The organism is Streptomyces sp. SID8374, assembly GCF_009865135.1.
Classification (GTDB): domain Bacteria; phylum Actinomycetota; class Actinomycetes; order Streptomycetales; family Streptomycetaceae; genus Streptomyces.
Genome location: NZ_WWGH01000002.1, coordinates 1,833,859 through 1,856,899 on the forward strand (window position 1 = coordinate 1,833,859; position 23,041 = coordinate 1,856,899).

Genomic DNA, 23,041 nt, shown 5'->3' on the forward strand with positions numbered 1-23,041 from the left:
CCATCGGCTGTCAGGGGCCCACCGCCCCTGGAGAAGTCGGGGCCGGGGGTGCGCTTCCACGATCACCCTTTCCGGCGGCCCGCGCTTCTGGGTGCCCCGGGATCGCGGCACTACACCTGATGGCGGGGGCGGGCCGTCCGGAGCCCCGAGGTCAGGCGGCCGGAGGTACGCGCAGGGCGAGCAGGGCGGTGTCGTCGCTGGCCCAGCCGTCGTGGTGGTCGGCCAGGGCCGCGCCGATGGCCTTCACCGTCGCTTCCGCCTCCAGCCCGCGCGTCCCCGACAGGACGGCCGCCAGCTCGGCGTCGCCGAACACCTGCTGCCGGTCCCCGGAGGGTGTGCCGGGGCGGGGGCGGGCCTCGCAGGCGCCGTCGGTGTAGAGCAGCAGCAGATCACCGGAGACCAGCCGGAAGCGGACATCGGCGAGCCTGACGTGCTCCACGACCCCGAGCAGGGTCCCGGGTGAGCCGACCTGGTGCACGCGCCCGTCGGCCCGGCGGATCAGGGCGGGCGGGTGCCCGGCGAGGCTGACCCGGCCCGCGAGCCCGCCCGGGGTGAGCCGGAAGGAGGCGTAGACGGCCGTCAGGAACCGGGGGGCGCGCTGGGCGAGCATGGCGGTGTTCAGCCCGCCCAGGAGGGCCGCGGGGGAGAGGACCTGGGAGGCGGTGGCCCGTACGGTGTAGCGCGCCATGGCGGTGACCTTGGCGGCTTCCACGCCCTTGCCGCACACATCGCCCAGTACGGCGGCGTACGAGGACCCCCGGGTGGCGAAGAGGTCGTAGAAGTCGCCGCCGACCTCGACCCCGGAGCTGCCGCTCGCCGATGCCGGATGGTAGGAGGCGGCCACCTCCAGTCCGGGGATCGGGTGGAGGGACGGCGGGAGGAGCCCCTGCTGGAGGGAGTGGGCGAGATCGGCGGAGAGCCGGTGCGCCTGCCGGGCCGCCTCCAGCGACTGGCGCAGGTGTATCTCGGCGGAGACCGAGCGGGCCAGGGTCTCCAGCGTCGTCAGATCGGCGGCGGACCAGGTACGGGGGGAGTCGTCGATGACGCAGAAGCTCCCCAGCACCTCGCCGTCGGGTGCCAGCAGCGGAAAACCGGCCCAGGCGCCGATGCGCATCGGTCCGACCGAGGGGTGGTCGCGGGTCCGGTGGTCGGTCGCCGCGTCGTCCACGATGAAGGGGGCACCGCCCAGGCCGACCAGGAAGTAGCAGAAGCTCTCCCGTACGGGGTTCTGGCGGGCGGCGATCTCGGTGACGTCCACGCCCACGCAGGACTTCCAGAAGGAGCGGTCCTCGTCGACCAGGGTCACGAACGCCCGGCCGGAGCCGGTCACCCGCGCGGCCAGTGAGGCGAGGTCCTCGAAGACCTCCTCCGGGCCGGTGTCCAGGAGCCCGGTCGCGGCCACCGCCGCCAGCCGGGCCGGGTCCGACAGGGCAGCCGGAAGACCGTCCGCGCGGGTACCCGCGTCGAAAACCAGACCTGCTGCCACCGGGCCGCCCACTTTCCTCATGCCATTGCTCCACAAGGAAACCACGCTCGCGGACCGGCCCGCGGCCCTGTCCCGCCGGCCGCTTCCTCAGGCGAGGAGCTTGGCCTTGGCCCGCTCGTACTCCTCGGCGTTGAGCGCGCCCTTGTCCTTGAGCTCGGCGAGCTTCGCCAGATCGCTCACATGGCTGGTGGAGCCGGATGGGCCGCCGCTGTTGGCCGCCTCCCGCACGTACTGCCGGAACGCGGCTTCCGAGTCCTTGACCGCCTTGGCGTCGCGCTCGTGCATGCTGCGGCCCCGCACGATCAGGTAGATCAGCACGCCCAGGTAGGGCAGCAGGATGACGAAGATCAGCCAGCCCGCCTTGGCCCAGCCGTTCAGGGTGTGGTCGCGGAACAGGTCCGTCACCACCTTGAACAGCAGGAAGAACCACATGACCCAGAGGAACAGGTACAGCATGGTCAGGAAGAGGTTGAGGAGCGGGTAATCGTCCATGGGGGCCAACTCCGTTCGCGCGGATGGTCCCTCATTCATACGTCCGGCCCCTTTTGCCCGCATCTGCACCCGCGTACGCGCCTGGAGCGGCAGCCGTGTCAGCGGCCCGGCACCGTACGGCGTAGTCCAACGTCGCGTGAGCGGCCAACCCGGAGTCTCCTGGGTGGGACACCTCCTGAGCGCAGACCCACACCGCAGGGACGGGCCCGGTCGCCCTGCCCTCTCCTCGAATGCCGGAGCCGTTCGTGCCCGTCGCTGAACCGGACATCATCCGAAAACTGCAGAAACGCGAGCCTTTCGGCTTCCTTCTGGCCTCGGTGCGCGGGGTGGGACAGGTCGACCTCCAGCCCCTCCTCTGGACCGGCCTCCTCATCCTCGCCGCACTGTGGAGCGCCGGCTGGGAGATCGGCCTCTTCGCGACCCTGGGCACCCTGGTCTCCACGGCCACCGCCTACGCCCTGGGCGTGGACCGGTCCGGCATCGTCCTCGGCCTCCAGGGCTACAGCGGCTGCCTCACCGGCATCGCGCTGGTCACCTCGCTGGGGCACCACCCCGCCACGTACGTCCTCGCCGTCGTCGGCGCGGTCATCTGCACCCTGCTCACCGCGTCGCTGACCACGCTGCTCACCCCGTTCGGCCTGACCGCGCTCACCGCGCCCTTCTGCCTGGTGTCGGGTGTCATGGTGCTCGGCGCCCCCTCCTTCAGCCGGATCTGGAACGACGCTCCCAAGCCCGTCTCCTCGCCCACATCGGGGGACACGGCCATCTCCTGGGACGACCTCTGGCACGCCTTCTTCACCAACGTGTCGCAGGTCTTCCTGGTGGACGAGTGGTACGTCGGGCTCATCATGCTCGCCGGGCTGGCCTGCGCCGGAATGCGGGTCTTCCTGTTCGCGGCGGCCGGCAGCGTCATGGGCATCGTGGCCGGCTGGGCCCTCGGCGCTCCGACCGAGCTGATCAGGAACGGCATCTACGGATACAACGCCGTCCTGGTCGCCATCGCCCTGGGGGCCGTCTTCCTCAGCGGCACCGTCGCCAACGGCGCCTACGCGCTCTTCGGAGCCGCCGCCAGCACGGGGCTCACCGCCTCGCTGACCTCCTTCTTCAAGCCTTTCGGCGGCCACACCTTCACCTGGCCGTTCATCCTCACGACCTGGGCACTCATGGCCGCGGTCCCCCTGCTGCCACGCCTCCGCCGGAGCGACTGACCTGCCTCCCCTGCCACTCCCCCCGCCTCCCGGCACGACATCCTCAGGAAGGTACCGACGATGAACCTCGCCCCCCGCGAGATCGACAAGCTGCTGGTGTACGTGGTCGCCGACCTGGCCCGCAAGCGCCAGGGCCGTGGCCTCAAGCTCAACTACAGCGAGGCCGTCGCGCTGATCACCGAGGCGATCCTCGAAGCGGCCCGGGACGGAAAGAGCGTCGCGGACTGCATGGAGCTGGGCCGTCAGATCGTCTCCGAGGACGACACCATGCCGGGCGTACGGGAGATGCTCGGGCTGCTCCAGGTCGAGGCGTCGTTCATGGACGGCACCAAGCTGGTCTCCTGCCACGACCCCATCGGCGGCTGAGCCGTGGCCGACCGCTGCCGCCCGGTCGCCGTGTGCGGCCACGAAGCCGGTTACGGCGAAGCCCTGCGCGACCTCGTCGGCCCCGACGTGCTCGTCGTCACCGGCGGGCGCGGACTGATCCGCGCCCTGGCCCGCCTCCGGCGCTCGGGCGAACAGGCCTGCGTCGTCCCGATGACCCTCGGCCGGGACCCGGAACTCGTCGCGGACACCGCACGCACGCTCCGGGCGCTGCCCGCCGTACAGAATGCCGTGCAGACCTTCGGGACCCTGCTCGCCGAACCGTTCGGCACCGACCGCCATCTGATCGCCTGGCTGCGGGCGGCGGCGAACCGGGTCCCGGCGACGTCGGCCCTGCTCGTCACCGCCCCGGCCGGAGGGCTGTTCGAGGACGCCGAGCTGTACCGGATCGCGCGACTCGTACGGGGCCACGGCGCACATCGGCTCGTCGAGGTGGCGTTCACCGGCGGTGATCCGGACCCGGCCGAGGGGGTGCGGCGCTGCGGGCGCCTCGGCGCGACGGAAGTGGCGCTGCTGACCGCCGGGTTCGCCCCCGCCGACCCGCCCGGCGTGCCGGGCGTCACGGTGGCCTCCGTCGGCCCGACGGTCTCGCGCGCCGCCCTGGCCCGGGTCCTGGCGGAGCGGGTGGCCGACGCCCGGCAGCGGTGGAGCGAGCGCCAGGACGACGGGATCGCGGCCGGACTGACCGCCGCCGACGACCACGGCCACGGCCACACGCACCCGCCCGGTGAGGGACACGGCCACCACCACACCCACCCGCCCGGCGAGGGACACGGCCACCACCGCGGTCACCCGGCGGCCGACGAGCACGGCCACCACCACGCCCACGCGTCGGGCGAGGGGCACGAACACATCCACCTCCCGGGCGTGGGTCCCCACGACCACGGGCGCCCGCACGTCCACAGCGCGGGACACGTCATCAGGAGCACCGCATGACTTTCCGTCAGAAGTACCTGTACGGCGAGGAGCCGATCGAGATCAACGCCGGTCGCCGGACCGTCCGGCTCACGGTCGAGAACACCGGTGACCGGGCGATCCAGATCGGATCGCACTACCACTTCTTCGAGGTCAACTCCGCGTTGTCGTTCGACCGGCAGCGGGCGCTCGGCATGCACCTCAACATCCCGGCCGGCACCTCCGTACGGGTCGAACCCGGCGGCACCCGCGAGGTGGAGCTGTGCGAGTACGCCGGGACCGGGCGGCTGGTCGGCTTCAGCGGCCTGCTCAACGGCAGCCTCGTCTCCCACCCGGCCAAGGTCGAGGCGGTCCGCAAGGCGATCGAGCGGGGCTTCGCCGGTGCGCAGAACAGCGGGCAGGAAGAGACGCCGGAACGGAAGAGGCCCGCGCAGGGGAAGCCCGACCAGAAGAACCCCGAGCCGAAGAAGCCCGAGCAGAAGCGTTCCCAGCAGAAGAAGCCGAAGAGTTCCCAGAAGAAGGGGTCGCGCTGATGCCCATCCTGCCGCGCAAGCAGTACACCGACATGTTCGGCCCGACCGTCGGCGACCGTTTCCACCTGGGCGACACCAACCTCGTCGTCGAGGTCGAGAAGGACTACAGCGAGGGGCAGTACGGGGACGAGGTCCTCTACGGCGGCGGAAAGACGATGCGCGACGGCATGGCGGCGGACCCGCAGGCCACCAGCGCGCAGGGGGCACTCGACACCGTGATCACCAACGTGGTGGTCATCGACCCCGTCGTCGGCGTCGTGAAGTGCGACATCGGCATCAAGGACGGCTTCATCGTCGGCATCGGCAAGTCCGGCAACCCGCAGACCCAGGACCGGGTCGACGCGGGCCTCATCATCGGCCCGGGCACCGAGGCCATCGCGGGCGAGCACCTGGTCGCCACGGCGGGCGCCATCGACACCCACGTCCACCTCATCGCCCCGCAACAGGCCGAGCAGGCCCTCACCAACGGCATCACCACCCTCATCGGCGGCGGCACCGGCCCCTCGGACGGTTCGAACGGGACCACCTGCACCCCGGGCCCGTACAACATCTCCCGGCTCCTCCAGGCCGCGGAGAGCATCCCGGTCAACCTCGGCATCATGGCCAAGGGCAACGGGAGCCTGCCGGAGGCGCTGAACGAACAGGTCGTCGCCGGTGCCTGTGCCCTCAAGGTCCACGAGGACTGGGGGGCCACCCCCGCCGTGATCGACAACGCGCTGAACGTCGCTGACGAGCACGACGTCCAGGTCGCCATCCACACCGACAGCCTCAACGAGAGCGGGTTCTTCGAGGACACCCGCTCCGCGATCGACGGCCGCACCATCCACACCTTCCACAGCGAGGGCGCGGGCGGCGGACACGCCCCCGACATCCTCCGGGTGGCGGGCGAGCCGAACATCCTGCCGTCCTCGACCAATCCGACCCTCCCGTACACCAAGAACTCGGTGGACGAGCTGCTGGACATGGTCATGGTCTGCCACCACCTCAGCCACGACATCCCCGAGGACGTCTCCTTCGCCGACAGCCGCGTCCGCGCGGAGACCATCGCCGCCGAGACCGTGCTGCACGACCTCGGGGTGATCAGCATGTTCTCCTCCGACTCCCAGGCCATGGGGCGCGTCGGGGAGTCGTTCACCCGTGCTTTCCAGACCGCCCACCACTGCAAGGACAAGCTCGGTGTGCTGGAGGGCGACTCGGCGCGCAACGACAACCAGCGGGTGCTGCGCTACCTCGCCAAGGTGACCATCAACCCCGCCATCGCGACCGGCATCGCCGACCATGTGGGGTCGATCGAGAAGGGCAAGATCGCCGACATCGTGCTCTGGCCCATCCACTCCTTCGGCGCCAAGCCCAAGATGGTCATCAAGGGCGGCATCATCTCCTGGGCGCAGATGGGCGACCCCAACGCCTCGCTCCCCACCCCGCAACCGGTGATCTACCGCCCGATGTTCGGGCAGTACGGCAAGGCGCAGCAGGCCACGCACGTCACGTTCATGTCGCAGGCGGGCATCGCGGCGGGGGTTCCGGCCGCACTGGGCCTGGAGCGCAGGGTCCTGCCCGTCCGCCGCACCCGGACCATCGGCAAGCACAACATGGTCCGCAACGACGCGCTGCCGGACATCAAGGTCGACCCGGAGACGTTCAAGGTCACGCTCAACGGCAAGGTCGCCACCATCGACCCGGCCGAGGAACTGCCCCTCAACCACCTGTACTTCCTGGTCTAGGCGATGTACCAGGAAGAGCGGGACACCACCGGGCCCGGCACGCGGGCACCCGGCCCCGGCGTGTGGGCGGTGGCCGCCGAGCCGCCGCTCGCCCACCTGCTGGTCGGCCTCCAGCTGACCGACTCGGCCTTCCCGAGCGGCTTCTACACCCTGTCGCACAGCCTGGAGGGGTTCGCCCAGGCGCGGGCGGTGGACTCCGGGACCCTGCCCGCACTGCTGGAGTCGCTGCTGCTCCACGGGGTCGGCCCCGCCGACGCCACCGCGCTCGCGCTCGCCCACCGCGCCACCCGGGAGGGTCGGCCGGAGGCCGTGGCCGCGGTGGACGAGCACCTCTTCGCCACCAAGCTGGGGCAGGAGATGCGCCGGGCCGCCACCCGGACCGGCAGACAGCTCCTCGACCTCGCCGCCGAGGTCTACGGCCGGCCGGAGATCGAGGCGTACTTCGGCCGCGTCGTACGCCGCGAGGTGCCCGGCACCCAGGCCGTGGCCGCCGGGGTCGTCCACGCCGCGACGGGCGTGCCGGTCCGCCAGGCCGTCGCCTGCGACCTGTTCGCGTTCTGCGCGAGCTTCGCGGGGGCGGCCCTGCGGCTGCGGCTGACCGACCACCGCCGGGCCCAGACCATGCTCCACGCGGTGGCGCCCGTCATCGAGAGGACCGTCGAAGCGGCGCTGCGGCGCGAACTCGCCGACGTCGGCGCAACCGCCTTCGCCTCCGACATCATGTCGGGCCGTCACGAACGGGCCGAAGCCCGCCTCTTCGCCAGCTGAGCAGGCCTGCCCCGCCCCCCCAACCACCCGCGAGCCAGGGAGAAGAAACCATGGACGACAACGTACTGCGCATCGGTATCGGTGGACCCGTCGGATCCGGCAAGACCGCGCTCATCGAGGCGCTGGTGCCGCTGATGATCGCGGAGGGCCGCCGCCCCTGCGTCGTCACCAACGACATCTACACCCAGGAGGACGCCCAGCACATCCGGCGCACCCTGGCGGGGGTCCTGGAACCGGAGCGGATCGTGGGCGTCGAGACCGGTGCCTGCCCGCACACCGCCGTCCGCGACGACCCGACGATGAACCTCGCGGCCGGCGCCGAGCTGCTGGAGCGCTTCCCCGACACGGACACCCTCTTCTACGAGTCCGGCGGCGACAACCTCACCCTGACGTTCAGCCCGGCCCTCGCCGATGTCTTCGTCTTCGTGCTGGACACGGCGGAGGGCGAGAAGATGCCGCGCAAGCGGGGCCCGGGCATCACCGAATCGGATCTGCTCATCATCAACAAGACGGACATCGCGCAGTACGTCCGTACCGACCTCGGTGTCATGGAGTCCGACGCCCACCGGGTCCGGGAGGACCGTCCGGTGCTCCTGACCGACTGTCTGACGGGTGCCGGTGTGGCCGATGTGGCGGGCTTCCTCGAATCCCGCCGCAAGGTGCTGATCTGACATGACGGCCCTGCCGACGGCGAACGGGCCGGACCGACTCGACGAGCGGTACTACGGCATCGACCGGCTGCCTCCCGAGGTCGCGGCGCTCAGCTCCGCGCCGGACACGCTCGCCCCCGGCTCCCCGGCCAAGGTCGGCATCCTCGACCTCGGCTTCGCGGTCCGGGGCGGGCGCACCGAACTGGTCGAGCGGTACCAGAAGTCGCCGCTCCAGATCATCCGCCCGCTCTGGACCGACCCCGCCATGCCCGGCATGACGTACGTCTGCCTGATGGCCACCGGGGGCGGTGTGGCGCAGGCCGACCGCTACCGGATGGACTTCCGGTGCGGCCCCGGCACCCAGGTGCACCTGACGACCCAGGCCGCGACCAAGGTCTTCCGGATGGAACACGACTACGCCGCCCAGCGGGTCCACCTGACGGCCGAGGAGGGCTCCTACGTGGAGTACCTGCCGGACCCCCTGATCCCGTTCGAGGGGTCGCGCTTCTACCAGCGCACCGAGGTCACCGTCGCCCCCGGCGCCACCGTCGTCCTGGGCGACACCGTGACGGCCGGCCGGCTCGCGCGGGGCGAGCGGCACGCCTACCGGGTGCTCGCGGCCGATCTCCGCATCAGCCGGCCCGACGGCACGCTCCTGGCCGTGGACACCCAGCGGCTGTGTCCGGACACGGACCGGGCCGGGGTCCTCGGCCCGGCCGTGTTCGCCGGGCACGACCACGTCAGCTCGCTCTACGCCGTCACCGACCGGGCCCCGGCCGCCGAGGTCGCCGATGCCCTGCACGAGGCGGTGGCCGGCCACGGAGTCACGTACGGCGTGAGTGTGCTGCCCCGGGAGTGCGGCGCCTGGCTGCGGCTCCTGGACGACAGCCCCGTCCGGGTCGCCGCCGCGCACACGGCTGCCTGGTCCGCCGTGCACCGGCTCCTCACCGGCTGCCCGGCCCCGCCGGTGCGCAAGCCGTAGCGCGCGCCGCCATCCGCCCCCGCTCCGTCGAGACCTTCAGCGAGGTATCCCGCCGATGATCACCGCACCCGCACCGATGCCACCCGCGTACGACTCCGGCGACACGGCCTGGCTGCTCGCCGCCACGGCCATGGTGCTGCTGATGACGCCGGCACTGGCGTTCTTCTACGGCGGCATGGTACGCACCAAGCACGTCCTGATGATGATCAAGATGAGCTTCGCCGCGCTGGCCTTCGGGACGCTGGTGTGGTGGGCCGTCGGCTACACCCTGGCCTTCGGCCCCGATGTCGGGGGAGCGGGGCTCATCGGCAATCTCGACCACGCCTTCATGAACGGCATCGGGCTCACCACGCTGACCGGCTCCATCCCCACCTACGTCTACGCCACGTTCCAGATGGGGTTCGCGATCATCACCGTGGCCCTGATCAGCGGATCGATCGCCGACCGGGCCACGATGAAGGGATGGCTGGTCTTCGTCGTCCTGTGGCTGCTGATCGTCTATGTGCCGCTGGCCCACTGGGTGTTCGACGAGGACGGCTGGATCGTCAAGCACCTGGGCGCCCTGGACTTCGCGGGCGGGCTGCCGGTGGAGCTCAACTCCGGGGTCGCCGGTCTGGCCGTGGCCCTGGTGCTGCGGGCGCCGCGCGACTTCGCGCGCCGCGAGGACCGGCCCAACAACATCCCGCTGGTCGTCATCGGCGCGGGGCTCCTCTGGTTCGGCTGGTTCGGGTTCAACTCGGGCTCCGCGCTGACCGACCAGGGGACCGCCGCCGCGGCCTTCCTCAACACGCAGCTGGGCGCGGCGGGCGCCATGGTGACCTGGCCGCTGGTCGAGAAGTGGCGTACGGGCAGTGTCAGCACGATGGGCGTCGTCTCGTCCGCCATCGCGGGCATGGTGGCCATCACGCCCGCCTGCGGTGAGATCAACACCCTGGGCGCGGTCGTCACCGGCCTGGTCGTGGGCGCGGTGAGCGCCTTCGCGGTCACCCTGAAATACCGCTTCGGCGTGGATGACACCCTCGACGTGGTCGGCGTGCACGGGGTGGGCGGCTTCATCGGGCTGATCATGGTCGGCCTGTTCGCGACCGCGCGGATCAGCGGCCGGAAGGGGCTCTTCGAGGGCGGCGGCTGGGGTCTGCTGGGCAAGCAGCTCGTGGCGATCGTCGCCGTGATGGCGTTCTCGTTCGTGCTGACGTGGCTCATCGCCAAGGCCGTCGACCTGACCGTCGGATTCCGGGCCTCCGAGCAGTACGACCATGTGCCCGGCCAGGAGGCGGAGCGCGCCTACGACTTCCTGACCACCGACCGGCTCCACGACCTCGTTTCCGGGAAGGCCGCAACCGCCGCGAGCGACGAGGAGATCGTCCAGCACATCACCAAGCTGCTGCGGGACCGGGAGGCATCGCGCTGACCGGGCCGGCGGACCACGAAGCCCGTCGGCCCGAGGGTTCTTCATGGGCCCTGCGACCCTCCCTCATCGCCCCGGGCGCTCCTCAGCGGCCCCGGCGATCCGCAGCAGGTGCGCGGGCGGGTGGCTGATGCCGAGGTCCGGGCGCCAGGCCGCCAGGATCTGCGCCGACGGCTCGAACAGCGGCGTGGGCAGCTCCTCGGGGGCGGTCCACCGCCAGGCGCTGATCAGATGCGGTTCGGTGACCTCGGGGATCCCGGAGTGCAAGCGTACGAGGGCGCCCATGCTGATCCGGTTGATCCCCCCGATCACGTCGTGGAGCATCGCGAAGACGTCCACCGCGCCCTCGTCCACGGCGAGACCGGTCTCCTCGCTCAGCTCACGCGCGGCGGCCGCCGCGACCGACTCGTGCGTCGGATCGACCTTGCCGCCGGGCAGCTCCCACGTACCGCTGTGGTGCCGCCCCAGGAGCACGCGCCCCTGTCCGTCCTCGACGATCACGCCGACCCCGAGGGCCGCCTGTGCCGTGGGCGGTCGTGTGTTGCGGGCGGGGCGGGTCTCGGTGGTCATGGTGCTGGGTCTCCGCTCTCCGGGGCTTCTGCTGGGCCGGTGGTACCGCAACACCGTAACGACATCGAGGTGCCGGCCCCGCTCAGACCACCAGTCGCAGCGCGGTCGCCGAGATGCCCAGCCGTACGCTCTGACCCCAGGTCAGCTCCAGGGCGTCCGACTCCATGCCGTCCCCGAAGACCACGATCCGGTCCGACTCCACGGTGAGCCGCAGCCCTTGGCCCCGGCCCAGTTCGCCGGAGACCAGCGATGTGCCGGTGGCGGGTGAGGGCCAGGCCTCGCGGACGAACCAGAGGAGCCGGGGGTCGCTCGGCGCGGGCAGCGGGGTGGTGCTGCCGCGCTCCAGCCACAGGGAGCGCAGCCAGCCGGTGGCGCCCGTGCCCGTGCCGACCAGGACCCCGGAGGAGGCCTGTGCCTCGCCGGGGGCCGGGGCGCCGTCGGGGCCCAGGCGGTAGCGGGCCGTCTGGTGGCCGGGCGGGCCCAGGTAGATCTCGTTGAGCGCGACCAGCCGCTGGGTGTCGTCGGCGACCGCCTCGACCATGGTCAGCGCGTCGACGGTGGATCCGGTGGCCGTCGCCGCGCGGAGCAGCGCGGCCGCGTCGGCGCAGCGGTGGCGGACCAGGACGCCGGGGTTGCGCCCGGGGTCGGTGTCGATGCCCACGACCGGCTGCCCGGACAGGTACTTCGCGGCGTTGGCGACCAGCCCGTCCTGGCCGACCACGACCACCACGTCCTCCGGCGCGAAGAGGAACCGGTCCAGGTCCGCCCGCTCCACCCGGGTGGAGCGCCAGGTGAGCGGCACGGCGGCCGCCACGTCCCGTAGGGCCTGTTGCGTACGTTCGTGGCGCCGGGCCACGTCGTCGATCGCGCGGCCCCGGCTGGACAGGAAGAACGCGGCCTGCCCGTGCGTCCCGTGGCGCGCGAGCAGCTCCTCGTACTCGGTACGCCGGTGCACCAGCACCGCCCGGGGTGCCAGGCTCACGCCCCCGCCCCGCCTTCCGCACGGCCGAGCTTGGCCAGCAGCCCGGTGAGCACGTCGGGGGAGAGGGTGAGGCTCTCGATGCGCGGTACGTTCTCCGCGAGCCGGGTCGCCGCCAGGGCGTGCAGCGTGGCCGGGTCGACCTCGCCGTGCACCCGCAGCCAGGCGGCCTGCGCCTCGGCGCGCGCCGAACCCGTCTCGCGCGCCGCCTCGGCCTCCGCCCGGGCCAGACGCACCTTGCGGGACGCCTCCGCCTCCGTGCGTACGCCGTCGGCCGCGGCCTTCTCCTCCGCCTCCCGGCGGGCGTTGGTGCCGCGCTGGTCGACCAACTGCTCCTCGCGCCGGGCCAGTTCGATCTGGCTGGCCAGCTCGTTCTCGGCGATGGTGCGCTCCCGCTCCACGGCCACCGCCCGGCGCTCGTAGGTGGCCCGGTCCGCCTCCTGCTGGATCTGCTCACGCGCCGGGGTGCGCAGGGCGCGCTCCACCTCGGCCTCGGGGCGGATCGCGACGACGCGCACGGCCACCACGTCGATCCCGGTGGCGGGGAGCCTCGGCTCGGCGGCGAGACCGATGGCGACCCGTTCACGTACCGAGGCGACCCCGTCCACCAGGGCCTGCGCCAGCGGGGTGCGGGCCAGGACGTCCAGCGTGTGCTGCTGCGCGGTCTCGGTGAGCAGGGTGGCGATCTGCTCCAGGGGCGCGCCGCGCCAGCTCCCGGTGTCCGGGTCCACGGAGAAGTCCAGCCGGTCGGCCGCCAGCGCCGGGTCGCTCACCCGGTAGGTGACGGTGGCCTGCACGGTGACGTCCTGGAAGTCCGCCGTACGGGCGTGGAACGCCATGGCCAGCTCCCGGTCGTCGACCGGCACTTCGGAGAGCGCCGCCGACAGCGACCGGTACCAGAAGCTGAGCCCCCGCCCGTCGTGGGCGAGCTCGCCGCGCTTGTGGTGGCGGATGTGGGCGGTGGGCGCGGAGCGCAGATGGCGCCAGCCGAAGCGCCGGGTGATGTCGGCCATGGGGTCCCCCCTCGAACGTGATGTCGTCATGAAGACGATAAAGGGCGAGGGGCTAAATAGTCAAGGTGACGATAAGGGGGGTTGCGGGGCTCGGCGGGCCAGGTCCCTGGCCGGGATCTCCCCGCCGCCGTGCACGGCCAGGTCGGCCCCGTTGACGTACGAGGAATGCGGCCCGGCGAGCCAGAGGCAGGCGTGCGCCACGTCCGCCGGAACCGCCAGCCGCCCCATGGGGATGATGTCCGCCACCCCCGCCCCGTCGTCCTCTCCGTACAGCTCGGCGGCGCTCGCGGTGCGGATGAGTCCTGCGGTGATGTGGTTCACCCGGACCTTGGGTGCCCACTCCAGGGCCAGGGCCCGGGTGAGGCCGAGCAGGCCCGCCTTCGCCGCCGAGTAGGCGGCGGTGCCCGGTTGCGGGTCGTGGGCGGAGACGCTGCCGATGTTGATCACGCTGCCGCCCTCGGGCTGCTCCCGCATGACGAGGTTGGCGGCCTGGGCCACGTAGAAGGGGGCGAGGAGGTTGAGGGCGACGACCTTCTCGACGAAACGGGGGGAGACCGTGGCCGCGTCGGCGTCGGGGGAGCCGCCCGCGTTGTTGACGAGGACGTCGAGTCGGCCGAATCGTTCGGCCGTCGCCGCCACCAGCTGGGCCGCCGCCGTCGGGTCCCGGACGTCCGTGGGGCGGAAGGCGGCGTGCCGCGCGCCTGACGAGGGCAGCGTGGCGGGGGTGGTGCGGCCGCAGACCATGACCTCCGCGCCCGCCGCGAGGAAGGCGTCCGCGATCACGGCGCCGATGCCCTGGGTGCCGCCGGTGACGATCGCCACCCGTCCGGTGAAGTCGATCGGATTGCCCAGTTCCATGGTCCGCCTCCCGCGTGCGTGGACGCGGAATCTACCAATCGTTTGTTAGGTGCGATAGGGGCTGCGGGCGTCCGGAAACACGGGCGGCCGGTGAGCTCCGAAGAGTTCACCGGCCGGCCGGGCGTTGCGCCGCCCCCGTCCCCACGGTGCGGCGCCGGGTGGACCGTCCCCATCCGCTGGGACGGGCGGTCCACGTCTGTCAGGATCCGGGCGTGCCCGAGTCCATGTCTGTGAGGGTCACGGTGTGCCCGCGTCCCCGTCCCCGCAGGGCTCCGGCGTTCCCGCCGTGAGTCCGAGTCCGGGCAGGATCGCCTTCTCGACGAACCTGGTGAGGTATGCCGCGTCCGCGTACCGCCCCTCCAGCAGCGGCCGCGCGCGCATCACGCCCAGCAGCTGGGCCGCCACGTACTCCGCCCCCGGCAGGTCCGCCGCGATCTCGCCGCGCGCCTGGGCCCGCCGGACCATCGCGTCGATCGCCGCGATCTCCGGCACGATCAGCGCCTCGCGCAGGGCGCACAGCAGCTCGGGGCTCTGGAGCGCCGCATGGCTGAGCGCGTGCATCAGCGGGGTGTCACGCCCCGAAGCCTCACCGATCGTCCGGGCCGCCTCCAGCAGGTCCCCGGCCAGCGTCCCGGTGTCGATGTCCGGGAGCCGCATTCGCCGGGTGCCGTGCAGCGCGGCGACGACCAGCTCAGGCTTGGACCCCCACTGCCGGTACAGCGTCGACTTGCCGCAGCGGGTGCGGGCGGCGACGCCCTCCATGGTCAGCGACTCGTAACCGCTCTCCCGCAAGAGGTCCAGCACCGCCGTGTAGAGCTCCTGCGCGCGCTCCGGTGTGATCTTCGACCGGCGGGAAGCGGGGGCTGACTCCGGTACGGAATCGGGCGACGGCATGGACGGTCCCTCCTGCGGCGGTGCGGCGAGGCTCTCGATACGCCAGTGTACCGATACGCGCGTGTACCGATACGCCAACGTATCGGTACACTGGCGTATCGATTCGGCATGGGTTCGCCATGCCGTCCTGACACCGCTTCGCATCCAAGGGGGCACCGGGTGACGTACGCCCGCACCGAGCCCGCGGACCAGGAGCCGGACATACGTGCCCGACCGCCCCTCGTCCGCGAGTTCCTTCTCGTGGCCGGACTCTTCCTGGCCTACAAGTTCGGCCGCCAGGCGGCCAACGGCCATGTCGAGGAGGCGTTCCGCAACGCCGGGAACGTCTGGGACCTCGAACGGGCGCTGCACCTCCCGGGCGAAGGAGCCGTCCAGGGCGTGCTGCTGCACAGCCAGACACTGATCCACGCCGCGAACACGTACTACGCCACCGTGCACTTCCCCGCCACGGTCCTCTTCCTGGTCTGGCTCTACTGGCGCCGCCCGCTCCACTACCTCTGGTCACGGCGCGTCCTCGCCGTACTCACCGGCTCCGCCCTCGTGCTCCACCTGCTCTTCCCGCTCGCCCCGCCCCGGATGCTCCCGGCCGCCGCGCTGGTCGACACCGGCCAGGTCTACGGGCCGACGGTGTACGGGGCGACGCCCGCGACCGACACGATGGCGAACCAGTTCGCCGCGATGCCCTCGCTGCACGTCGGCTGGGCCGTGATGGTGGCCGTCGGCCTCATCGCCGCCACCCGCTCCCGGTGGCGCTGGCTCTGGCTGTTGCACCCGGCGATCACCCTCCTCGTCGTCGTGGGCACCGCCAACCACTACTGGCTGGACGCGATCGTCGTGGTGGCACTGCTGGCGGTGGCGCTCGCCGCGCTGCGGCTGCCACGCGCGGCCAGGAACGTACCGGCGCACCTGCCGTGGGCGGCGGGTGGCGGGGCGGTGCCCGGCGGGGGTGCGCGCGTACCGGCGTACGCCGTCCCGGGTGCGGACATGGCGGTGGACTCGTACGTCACCGGCGCCCCGCACCCCGCACGCACCCCCGCCGGATCCGGAGCCGGCCGATGAACGCCACGCTGATCGCCGTCGCGCTCTCCCTCGTCTCCGCCGGTGCCTACGCCTCCGCCGCCGTCGCCCAGTCCCGGCTGGCCGGGCGTACCGAACCCTCCACCGGCGTTCTGCGGCTGCTGGGCCGGGGCGCCTGGTGGTCGGCGGTCGGCCTCAACGCCGGGGGAGCGCTCCTCCATGTCGCCGCGCTCAACTACGGCCCGCTCACCCTGGTCCAGCCGCTCGGCGCTCTCACGCTCGTCGCCGCCGTACCGCTCGGGGCACGCGCCGCCGGACGCCGGGTCGGGCGCACCGAGTGGCGGGGCACGGTCCTCACCCTGCTCGGCCTCGGCGCGCTGCTCCTGACGGCGGGCGGCACCGCCCCGCACGAGACCCTCACCCTTCCCGAGGCGCTCGGCGTCGGCGCGGCCACCATGGCGGTCGTCGCCGGGCTCAGCCGGCCGGGCGCCCGCCCCGGACTGCGGCACGCGGCGGCGTCCGGCATCACGTCGGGCGTCGCCTCCGCGCTCACCCAGACCCTGACCGTCGCCGTCACCGACCACTCCGGCGGCCCGCTGTTCAGCTGGCGGCTGCTGACGGTGGCGCTCCTCGTCTCCGCCTTCGCGATGGGCGGCCTGCTGCTCTCCCAGACCGCCTACCGGGGCGGCCTCGGCGCACCGCTCGCGGTCGTCACCCTCGCCAACCCGGTGGCCGCCGCCGCGATCGGCCTGGCCCTCCTCGGCGAACGCCTCCAGGGCGGGCCGGTCAGCCTGGTCCTGGCGCTGCTCGGTACGGCGGCCGCCGTACGCGGCGTGATCCTGCTGAGCCGGGCCCAGGCACGCCGCACGGACCCGGGCGAAGCGCCTACGGCCGCCCCTGAGCCGGTGCCGGATCCGGTGCCCTCCCGGGTGGTCATCGGCAGCCCACGGCGCGCGGACGGTACGCAGCTCGGCGCGGAACCCCTCGCCGTACCGGCGGGCGGGCGGCCCCACCCGTGACGCTCGGCCGCCCCCGTAGCGAGCAGCCCCATGCCCCACCCGTGACGAGCGGCCGCCGCCGTCAAGGGTGGCCCTCGGCCCCACCCGTGCCGCAGGCCGTCGGCCCCACCTCGTACGTAACCCTCAGTCGTCCAGGTCGCCGATGGCGCGGGTCAGCCAGTCGATCCAGAACGTCTCCAAGTCGATGCCGCCGCGCAGCACCAGGTGGCGCAGCCGGTCCGCATCGGCCTCGGGCGCGGGGGTGAAGTCCCGCTCCTCGATCTCCCGGTACTCCGCCAACTGCCGCTCGTGCAGGGAAAGATGGCGGCGCAGCTCCGCCCCCATCCCGTTCACCCCGACGACCGCCGCCGCCCGCATCCGCAGCAGCAGCGGATCGCGGACCGGGCGCGGGTCCTCGGGGAGCGCCACCCAGGCCGCCAGCTCCTCGCGGCCCGCGGGCAGGACCTCGTACTCCTTCTTCTGGCCCCGGGCCGGAGCCGCCGTGGGCAGCGCCCTGATCCGTCCCGCCTGCTCCAGTTTTCCCAGCTCGCGATAGATCTGCTGGTGCGTGGAGGACCAGAAGTAGCCGATCGACCGGTCGAACCTGCGGGTCAGCTCCAGGCCCGAGGACGGCTTCTCCAGCAGAGCGGTGAGAATCGCGTGCGGCAGTGACATGACGTGCATCCTAAGGACGAGCTCACAGCGGGACAGGACGAGCTCACAGCGGGACGCGACCTACAGCGCCGCGGCCAGCTCCGTGCCCTGGCGGATCGCCCGCTTCGCGTCCAGCTCGGCCGCCACGTCCGCGCCGCCGATCAGATGGACCGGGCCGCCCGCCGCGCGCAGCTCCTCGTACAGCTCGCGGCGCGGTTCCTGGCCCGCGCAGAGCACCACGGTGTCCACCTCCAGCACCCGCCGCTCGCCGTCGACCGTGAGGTGCAGGCCCTCGTCGTCGATCAGGTCGTAGGAGGCGCCCGCGATCATCTCGACGCCCCGGTGACGCAGTTCGGTGCGGTGGATCCAGCCCGTCGTCTTGCCGAGGCCCGCGCCGACCTTCGTGGTCTTGCGCTGGATCAGGTGGACGGTACGGGGGGTCTTGGGGCGCTCGGGGGCCCGCAGGCCGCCGCGCTCCTGGTAGGCCGTGTCCACGCCCCACTGCCGGAAGAAGGTGTCCGCGTCCAGGCTCGCCGCGTCACCGCTGTCGGTGAGGAACTCCGCGACGTCGAAGCCGATGCCGCCCGCGCCCACGATCGCGACCCGGTCGCCGACCGGGGCCCCGTCGCGCAGCACGTCCAGGTAGCTGACCACGTTCGGGTGGTCGGTACCGGGGATCGCGGGGGTGCGCGGCTCCACCCCGGTGGCGAGCACGATCTCGTCGAAGCCGTCCAGCGTTCCGGCGTCCGCCCGGGTGGAGAGGCGCACCTCGACGTCCAGCTCGGCCAGTCGCGTACGGAAGTAGCGCAGGGTCTCGTTGAACTCCTCCTTGCCCGGCACCCGGCGGGCCACGTTCAGCTGCCCGCCGATCTCGTCCGCCGAGTCGAACAGCGTCACCGCGTGACCCCGCTCGGCCGCCGTCACCGAGCACGCCAGACCCGCCGGACCGGCACCGACCACGGCGACGCGTTTACGGGTCCGGGTGGGGCTCAGGACCAGCTCCGTTTCGTGGCACGCGCGCGGATTGACCAGGCAGGAGGTGATCTGGAGGCTGAAGACGTGGTCCAGGCAGGCCTGGTTGCAGCCGATGCAGGTGTTGATCGCGTCCGCCCGGCCCGCCGCCGCCTTGGCGACGAACTCCGGGTCGGCGAGGAAGGGCCGCGCCATCGAGACCATGTCCGCCCGGCCCGAGGCGAGGACCTCCTCGGCGACCTCGGGGGTGTTGATGCGGTTGCTCGTCACCAGCGGTACGGAGACGGCCCCGCGCACCTTCTCGGTCACCCAGGTGAAGGCCGCGCGGGGCACGGAGGTGGCGATGGTGGGGATGCGCGCCTCGTGCCAGCCGATGCCGGTGTTGATGATCGTCGCGCCCGCCGCCTCGATCTCCCTGGCCAGCGTCACGACCTCCTCCAGCGTGGAGCCGCCCGGCACCAGGTCCAGCATGGAGAGCCGGTAGATCAGGATGAAGTCGCTGCCGACCCGCTCGCGTACCCGGCGCACGATCTCGACGGGGAACCGGATGCGGTTCTCGTACGAGCCGCCCCAGCGGTCGGTGCGGTGGTTGGTGGCGGAGACGATGAACTCGTTGATCAGGTAGCCCTCGGAGCCCATGATCTCGACGCCGTCGTACCCGGCGAGCCGCGCCAGCTCCGCCGCCCGGACGAACTCCTCGATGGTCTCCTCGACCTCCTCGTCCGTCAGGGCGTTCGGGGTGAACCCGCTGATGGGGGCCTTGAGCGCGCTCGGTGCCACCAGGTCCGGGTGGTGTGCGTACCGGCCGAAGTGCAGGATCTGCATCGCGATCCGGCCGCCCGCCGCGTGCACCGCCGAGGTGATCTCGCGGTGCTGCTCCGCCTCGGCCTCGGTCGTCATCTTCGCCCCGCCGGGGAAGGAGCAGGCCCGCTCGCTGGGGGCGATGCCGCCGGTGACCATCAGGCCGACGCCGCCCCGGGCGCGCTCGGCGTAGAAGGCCGCCATCCGCTCGAAGCCGCGCTCGGCCTCCTCCAGGCCGATGTGCATCGACCCCATGAGGACCCGGTTGGGGAGGGTGGTGAACCCGAGGTCCAGCGGGCTCAGCAAGGTCGGGTACAGGCTCATCCGGGTCTCCTCCGCACAGGGTCGTCGCGTCCTCATCCGGGTCTCTCGGCATGGGGGCGTCGCGTCAGTTGTAGACCACCGCGAGCCACTTATGCAACAAGTTGCACAATGATCTGCATCGCATGCCCGGTCTCCGCCCGGCCTTGCGGCGCCCGGCCCGTGCCACGTACGGCGTACTCGGCCGGGCCCGCCCGGCACCGGCCGACGAGAGTGGGATCCACAGCGCGTCCCCTCATCCCGGGAGTCCCCATGGTCAGCGTCAACCGGCGTGATCTCGGCCTGCTCGCCCTGCGCGTCGGTACCGGCGCGGTGCTCGCCGCCCACGGCAGCCAGAAGCTGGCCGGATGGTTCGGCGGCGGAGGTATCCAGGGCACCACGGCCGCGATGGAGGCCATGGGCTTTCATCCGCCCAAGCACAGCGCCGTGGCCGCCGGACTCGGTGAGGCGGGCGGCGGGGTGCTGCTGGCCCTCGGGCTCGCCACCCCCGCCGCCGGTGCCGCGGCCGCCGGGGCGATGGCCGGTGCGGTGGCCGTGCACGCGCCCGCGGGCTTCTTCGCGCAGGGCGGCGGCTACGAGTACCCGGCGTTCCTCGGCTTCACCGCGGCCGCCGTCGGCCTGACCGGCCCCGGCCGCTACTCCGTGGACCACGTCACCTGCCACATCTTCGACCGGCCCTGGATGGTCGCCCTCGCCTTCGCGGGCAGCGCGGCCGCCGCCGTCGCGGTGGTCGGCAAGCGGGCCAAGGGGCAGGCGGGCGGGGAGCAGGAGACGGGGCGATGAGCGAGGACCCGCGCCTCTACGACGGTTCCTCCGGCCCCCCTCCGGTGCCCGACCCGGGGAGCGCCTGGGTCACCGGAGGAGTGCTGTTCGCCGGGGTGCTGATGCTCTGCCAGGGCGTCGTCGCGGCGCTGCAAGGCATCGCGGCCCTGGGCGACAGCGACGTCTACGGCACCGTCGGCGACTACCTCTACCGGTTCAGCCTCACCAGCTGGGGCTGGATCCACCTGGTGGTCGGCGTCTGTGCCGCGATCACCGGTGCCGGGCTCCTCAAGGGCGCCGGATGGGCCCGGGTGGCCGGTGTCGTCATCGCCTCCCTCGCCCTGTTCGCGCAGTTCCTCTTCCTGCCGTACGCGCCGGTCTGGTCGGTGCTCATGATCGGGCTGGACATCTTCGTGATCTGGGCGCTGTGCGCCTACCGGCCCGCGGCCCCCGGCGTCGCCCCGCGCTGACCGTCCCCGCTCTCGCGGCTCAGCGCACCCGGCCACCAGGCTTTCGGCCCGATGTCCCGCACCAGCGCCGGGACGAGGAGCGAGCGGACGACCAGGGTGTCCAGCAGGACACCGAAGGCGACGATGAAGGCGATCTGGACGAGGAACGCCAGCGGGATGACGCCCAGGGCGGCGAACGTGGCCGCGAGGACGACACCGGCCGACGTGATGACCCCGCCGGTCGTGGTCAGCCCGCGCAGGATGCCCTCCCGGGTGCCGTGCCGCAGGGACTCCTCGCGGACCCGGGACATCAGGAAGATGTTGTAGTCGACGCCGAGGGCGACCAGGAACACGAACCCGTACAGCGGCACCGAGGAATCCGTACCGCTGAAGCCGAACACATGGGTGAAGACCAGCGACGAGATCCCCAGCGTGGCCAGGAAGTTCAGCGCGACCGTGGTCACCAGCAGCACCGGCATCAGCAGCGACCGCAGCAGGAAGACCAGGATCACCAGGATGATCGCCAGCACCACCGGCACGATCAGCGTGCGGTCGTCCTCGGCCGTGCGCTGGGTGTCGTACTGCTGCGCCGTGTAGCCGCCGACCAGGGCGTCCGAGCCCGGCACCGTGTGCACCGCCTCGCGCAGGGCGGCGACCGTCGCCTTGGCGGCGTCGCTGTCGGCCGCGTCCTTGAGGGTCGCGTCGATCCGGACCTTGCCGTCGACGACCAGCGGTTCGCCGCCGGGCCGCCCGCCCTCGCTCACCGGCGCGACCGAGGCCACCCCGTCGGTACGGGTCGCGGCCTCGCTCACCTCGTCCAGCCTGTCGGCCGCAGCGATGATCACCGCCGGGTTGCCGGAGCCGCCGGGGAAGTGCTCGCCCAGCGTCTGCTGGGCGGCCACGGACGGGGCGTCGTTGACGAAGATCTCGTCCAGCGGCACGCCCTTGGAGGTGAGCGTGGGGGCGAAGGCGGCACAGGCGATCAGGGCGGCCAGCGTGATCGCCCAGACCTTGCGGGGCGCCCGGTCGACCAGCGCGGCGACCTTGCTCCAGATGCCGTGGCCGCCGGTCCCGTCCTCGGCCGGCCGGGGCTTCGCCGGCCAGTACGCCCTGCGGCCCAGCAGCACCAGGGCGGCGGGCAGGAAGGTGAGCGCGCTCAGGACCGAGCAGACGATGCCGATCGCGCCCACCGGACCGAGCGCCCGGTTGTTGGTGAGGTCGCTGAGCAGCAGGGCGAGCAGGCCCACGGCCACCGTCGCGGCGCTGGCCGTGATCGGGCCGAAGGACTCGCGCAGCGCGACCCGCATCGCGGCGAACCGGTCGCCCTGGACGGCGAGTTCCTCCCGGAACCGGGCGGTCAGCAGCAGCGCGTAGTCCGTCGCGGCGCCGATCACCAGGATCGACAGGATGCCCTGCACCTGGCCGTCCACCCGGACGATGTCGTGGTCGGCCAGCACATAGACGATCGCGCAGGCCAGCCCCAGGGCGAACACCGCACCCAGGATGATCAGGAAGGGCAGCAGCACACTCCGGTACACCAGCAGCAGGATGACCAGCACGGTGATCAGGGCCACCCCGAGGAGCAGCCCGTCGATGCCCGCGAAGGCGTCGGAGAGATCGGCCTGACTCGCGGCGGGACCCGCGAGCTGCACGGTCGTGTCCGGTACGCCCGCACCGGCCTTCTCGACCTCCGCCAGCACCGTCGGCAGCTCGTCCCCCAGGTCGGGGCTCAGCTGCACGATGCCCTGGAGCGCGAGGCCGTCCTCGGAAGGCAGCGCGGGGGAGGCCTTCCCCACGACGCCCTCGGTGCCCGAGAGCGAGGCCAGGGCGCCGGTGGCCGTTTCCCGCTGGGCCGCGCTCACCGGGGTGCCCTCGGTCTTCGACGTCCATACGAGGATGACCGGGAGGCTCTCGTTCTGCTGGAACGCCTTCTGCGCGTCGATGACTTGAGTGGACTCGGCGTTCTGGGGCAGGAAGGACGCCTGATCGTTGGTGGCGACCTCGCCGAGCTTGCCCGCGTACGGACCGAGCCCGCCGCCGATACCGAGCCAGGCGATCAGCAGGACGACGGGGATCAGCCGGCGGGCCGACCGTGCAGGGGTGAACATGCCTCTCCCGGGGTGCGAGAAGTGCCTCAACGATGAACAATCTCAATCGTTGAAATACATTAGCGGAGGGCTGCGGTGGGAACGGTCCGGCCCCT

23 protein-coding genes are annotated in these 23,041 nt (G+C 72.3%); 13 read left to right on the forward strand and 10 right to left on the reverse strand.

What is annotated here, in order from left to right:
* Positions 1-151 precede the first annotated feature (151 nt).
* Complete coding sequence (locus tag GTY67_RS31480; RefSeq protein ID WP_161281275.1) at positions 152-1,507, reverse strand: GAF domain-containing SpoIIE family protein phosphatase; 1,356 nt, start codon at positions 1,505-1,507, stop codon at positions 152-154.
* Positions 1,508-1,573: 66 nt separating this feature from the next.
* On the reverse strand, positions 1,574-1,978 hold the full coding sequence (locus GTY67_RS31485; protein WP_161281276.1) for an SHOCT domain-containing protein: 405 nt from the start codon (positions 1,976-1,978) through the stop codon (positions 1,574-1,576).
* A 245-nt stretch (positions 1,979-2,223) separates the two neighbouring features.
* Here GTY67_RS31485 and GTY67_RS31490 point away from each other — a divergent pair, with 245 nt between their 5' ends.
* Genes GTY67_RS31490 through GTY67_RS31530 form a run of 9 tightly spaced genes read left to right on the forward strand, consistent with a single transcriptional unit; the run spans position 2,224 to position 10,553 of the window.
* Complete coding sequence (locus GTY67_RS31490) at positions 2,224-3,186, forward strand: urea transporter (protein ID WP_161281277.1); 963 nt, start codon at positions 2,224-2,226, stop codon at positions 3,184-3,186.
* A 60-nt stretch (positions 3,187-3,246) separates the two neighbouring features.
* Positions 3,247-3,552 carry an urease subunit gamma gene (locus GTY67_RS31495; RefSeq protein WP_093689197.1) on the forward strand — a complete coding sequence of 102 codons (306 nt, stop codon included), beginning with the start codon at positions 3,247-3,249 and terminating at the stop codon, positions 3,550-3,552.
* A 3-nt stretch (positions 3,553-3,555) separates the two neighbouring features.
* Positions 3,556-4,506, forward strand: a complete 951-nt coding sequence (locus tag GTY67_RS31500; RefSeq protein ID WP_161281278.1) for a cobalamin biosynthesis protein CbiX — start codon at positions 3,556-3,558, stop codon at positions 4,504-4,506.
* Positions 4,503-5,018 (forward strand): urease subunit beta, encoded by a 516-nt coding sequence (locus tag GTY67_RS31505; RefSeq protein WP_161281279.1) that lies wholly within the window; start codon positions 4,503-4,505, stop codon positions 5,016-5,018. Before GTY67_RS31500 ends, GTY67_RS31505 begins: the two co-directional genes overlap by 4 nt.
* Positions 5,018-6,742, forward strand: a complete 1,725-nt coding sequence (gene ureC / locus GTY67_RS31510) for an urease subunit alpha (RefSeq protein ID WP_093689203.1) — start codon at positions 5,018-5,020, stop codon at positions 6,740-6,742. Before GTY67_RS31505 ends, ureC begins: the two co-directional genes overlap by 1 nt.
* Positions 6,743-6,745: 3 nt before the next feature.
* The gene (locus GTY67_RS31515; RefSeq protein ID WP_161281280.1) at positions 6,746-7,510 is read left to right on the forward strand and encodes an urease accessory UreF family protein; all 765 of its coding nucleotides are present in this window, start codon (positions 6,746-6,748) and stop codon (positions 7,508-7,510) included.
* Between the two features lie 50 nt (positions 7,511-7,560).
* Positions 7,561-8,181, forward strand: coding sequence for an urease accessory protein UreG (gene ureG, locus GTY67_RS31520; protein WP_093689207.1), 621 nt, complete (start codon positions 7,561-7,563; stop codon positions 8,179-8,181).
* A 1-nt stretch (position 8,182) separates the two neighbouring features.
* A complete protein-coding gene (locus GTY67_RS31525; RefSeq protein WP_161281281.1) occupies positions 8,183-9,142 on the forward strand; it encodes an urease accessory protein UreD in 960 nt (319 codons plus the stop codon).
* Between the two features lie 55 nt (positions 9,143-9,197).
* A complete protein-coding gene (locus tag GTY67_RS31530; protein ID WP_161281282.1) occupies positions 9,198-10,553 on the forward strand; it encodes an ammonium transporter in 1,356 nt (451 codons plus the stop codon).
* Positions 10,554-10,616: 63 nt separating this feature from the next.
* Here GTY67_RS31530 and GTY67_RS31535 read toward each other — a convergent pair whose 3' ends face one another.
* From GTY67_RS31535 to GTY67_RS31555, 5 genes are all read right to left on the reverse strand, one after another.
* On the reverse strand, positions 10,617-11,120 hold the full coding sequence (locus GTY67_RS31535; RefSeq protein ID WP_161281283.1) for an NUDIX domain-containing protein: 504 nt from the start codon (positions 11,118-11,120) through the stop codon (positions 10,617-10,619).
* Positions 11,121-11,202: 82 nt separating this feature from the next.
* On the reverse strand, positions 11,203-12,102 hold the full coding sequence (locus GTY67_RS31540; RefSeq protein WP_161281284.1) for a hypothetical protein: 900 nt from the start codon (positions 12,100-12,102) through the stop codon (positions 11,203-11,205).
* Complete coding sequence (locus tag GTY67_RS31545; RefSeq protein ID WP_161281285.1) at positions 12,099-13,112, reverse strand: SPFH domain-containing protein; 1,014 nt, start codon at positions 13,110-13,112, stop codon at positions 12,099-12,101. The genes GTY67_RS31540 and GTY67_RS31545 overlap by 4 nt, the downstream gene beginning before the upstream one ends.
* A gap of 60 nt (positions 13,113-13,172) precedes the next feature.
* Positions 13,173-13,970, reverse strand: a complete 798-nt coding sequence (locus tag GTY67_RS31550) for an SDR family oxidoreductase (RefSeq protein ID WP_161281286.1) — start codon at positions 13,968-13,970, stop codon at positions 13,173-13,175.
* 237 nt (positions 13,971-14,207) lie between these two features.
* Positions 14,208-14,864: a TetR/AcrR family transcriptional regulator gene (locus tag GTY67_RS31555; protein ID WP_161281287.1), complete on the reverse strand. Its 657-nt coding sequence runs from the start codon at positions 14,862-14,864 to the stop codon at positions 14,208-14,210.
* Between the two features lie 159 nt (positions 14,865-15,023).
* Between GTY67_RS31555 and GTY67_RS31560 the strand changes: the two genes are divergently transcribed.
* Positions 15,024-15,923, forward strand: a complete 900-nt coding sequence (locus GTY67_RS31560; protein ID WP_161281288.1) for a phosphatase PAP2 family protein — start codon at positions 15,024-15,026, stop codon at positions 15,921-15,923.
* Complete coding sequence (locus GTY67_RS31565; protein ID WP_161281289.1) at positions 15,920-16,900, forward strand: hypothetical protein; 981 nt, start codon at positions 15,920-15,922, stop codon at positions 16,898-16,900. Before GTY67_RS31560 ends, GTY67_RS31565 begins: the two co-directional genes overlap by 4 nt.
* A 123-nt stretch (positions 16,901-17,023) precedes the next feature.
* Here GTY67_RS31565 and GTY67_RS31570 read toward each other — a convergent pair whose 3' ends face one another.
* A complete protein-coding gene (locus GTY67_RS31570) occupies positions 17,024-17,554 on the reverse strand; it encodes a PadR family transcriptional regulator (RefSeq protein WP_161281290.1) in 531 nt (176 codons plus the stop codon).
* Between the two features lie 60 nt (positions 17,555-17,614).
* Positions 17,615-19,630: an NADPH-dependent 2,4-dienoyl-CoA reductase gene (locus GTY67_RS31575; protein ID WP_161281291.1), complete on the reverse strand. Its 2,016-nt coding sequence runs from the start codon at positions 19,628-19,630 to the stop codon at positions 17,615-17,617.
* A 249-nt stretch (positions 19,631-19,879) separates the two neighbouring features.
* On the opposite strand from GTY67_RS31575, the gene GTY67_RS31580 reads away from it, so the two are divergent.
* Together GTY67_RS31580 and GTY67_RS31585 are read left to right on the forward strand one after the other, a co-directional pair.
* Complete coding sequence (locus tag GTY67_RS31580) at positions 19,880-20,410, forward strand: DoxX family membrane protein (protein ID WP_161281292.1); 531 nt, start codon at positions 19,880-19,882, stop codon at positions 20,408-20,410.
* On the forward strand, positions 20,407-20,859 hold the full coding sequence (locus tag GTY67_RS31585; RefSeq protein WP_202462413.1) for a hypothetical protein: 453 nt from the start codon (positions 20,407-20,409) through the stop codon (positions 20,857-20,859). The genes GTY67_RS31580 and GTY67_RS31585 overlap by 4 nt, the downstream gene beginning before the upstream one ends.
* Here the strand turns inward: GTY67_RS31585 and GTY67_RS31590 are convergent.
* The gene (locus GTY67_RS31590; protein ID WP_161281293.1) at positions 20,823-22,946 is read right to left on the reverse strand and encodes an MMPL family transporter; all 2,124 of its coding nucleotides are present in this window, start codon (positions 22,944-22,946) and stop codon (positions 20,823-20,825) included. The two genes, GTY67_RS31585 and GTY67_RS31590, sit on opposite strands and share 37 nt — an antisense overlap.
* Between the last annotated feature and the right edge of the window lie 95 nt (positions 22,947-23,041).

Excerpts from the sequence above, each read along its gene's own strand:
- GTY67_RS31525 (WP_161281281.1), top strand. The coding sequence starts at position 8,183 with ATGACGGCCCTGCCGACGGCGAACGGGCCGGACCGACTCGACGAGCGG.
- GTY67_RS31530 (WP_161281282.1), top strand. The coding sequence starts at position 9,198 with ATGATCACCGCACCCGCACCGATGCCACCCGCGTACGACTCCGGCGAC.
- GTY67_RS31580 (WP_161281292.1), top strand. The coding sequence starts at position 19,880 with ATGGTCAGCGTCAACCGGCGTGATCTCGGCCTGCTCGCCCTGCGCGTC.
- GTY67_RS31565 (WP_161281289.1), top strand. The coding sequence starts at position 15,920 with ATGAACGCCACGCTGATCGCCGTCGCGCTCTCCCTCGTCTCCGCCGGT.
- GTY67_RS31545 (WP_161281285.1), bottom strand. The coding sequence starts at position 13,112 with ATGGCCGACATCACCCGGCGCTTCGGCTGGCGCCATCTGCGCTCCGCG.
- GTY67_RS31515 (WP_161281280.1), top strand. The coding sequence starts at position 6,746 with ATGTACCAGGAAGAGCGGGACACCACCGGGCCCGGCACGCGGGCACCC.
- GTY67_RS31505 (WP_161281279.1), top strand. The coding sequence starts at position 4,503 with ATGACTTTCCGTCAGAAGTACCTGTACGGCGAGGAGCCGATCGAGATC.
- GTY67_RS31585 (WP_202462413.1), top strand. The coding sequence starts at position 20,407 with ATGAGCGAGGACCCGCGCCTCTACGACGGTTCCTCCGGCCCCCCTCCG.
- GTY67_RS31535 (WP_161281283.1), bottom strand. The coding sequence starts at position 11,120 with ATGACCACCGAGACCCGCCCCGCCCGCAACACACGACCGCCCACGGCA.
- GTY67_RS31575 (WP_161281291.1), bottom strand. The coding sequence starts at position 19,630 with ATGAGCCTGTACCCGACCTTGCTGAGCCCGCTGGACCTCGGGTTCACC.
- GTY67_RS31590 (WP_161281293.1), bottom strand. The coding sequence starts at position 22,946 with ATGTTCACCCCTGCACGGTCGGCCCGCCGGCTGATCCCCGTCGTCCTG.
- GTY67_RS31485 (WP_161281276.1), bottom strand. The coding sequence starts at position 1,978 with ATGGACGATTACCCGCTCCTCAACCTCTTCCTGACCATGCTGTACCTG.
- ureG (WP_093689207.1), top strand. The coding sequence starts at position 7,561 with ATGGACGACAACGTACTGCGCATCGGTATCGGTGGACCCGTCGGATCC.
- GTY67_RS31555 (WP_161281287.1), bottom strand. The coding sequence starts at position 14,864 with ATGCCGTCGCCCGATTCCGTACCGGAGTCAGCCCCCGCTTCCCGCCGG.
- GTY67_RS31570 (WP_161281290.1), bottom strand. The coding sequence starts at position 17,554 with ATGTCACTGCCGCACGCGATTCTCACCGCTCTGCTGGAGAAGCCGTCC.
- GTY67_RS31480 (WP_161281275.1), bottom strand. The coding sequence starts at position 1,507 with ATGAGGAAAGTGGGCGGCCCGGTGGCAGCAGGTCTGGTTTTCGACGCG.
- GTY67_RS31550 (WP_161281286.1), bottom strand. The coding sequence starts at position 13,970 with ATGGAACTGGGCAATCCGATCGACTTCACCGGACGGGTGGCGATCGTC.
- ureC (WP_093689203.1), top strand. The coding sequence starts at position 5,018 with ATGCCCATCCTGCCGCGCAAGCAGTACACCGACATGTTCGGCCCGACC.
- GTY67_RS31495 (WP_093689197.1), top strand. The coding sequence starts at position 3,247 with ATGAACCTCGCCCCCCGCGAGATCGACAAGCTGCTGGTGTACGTGGTC.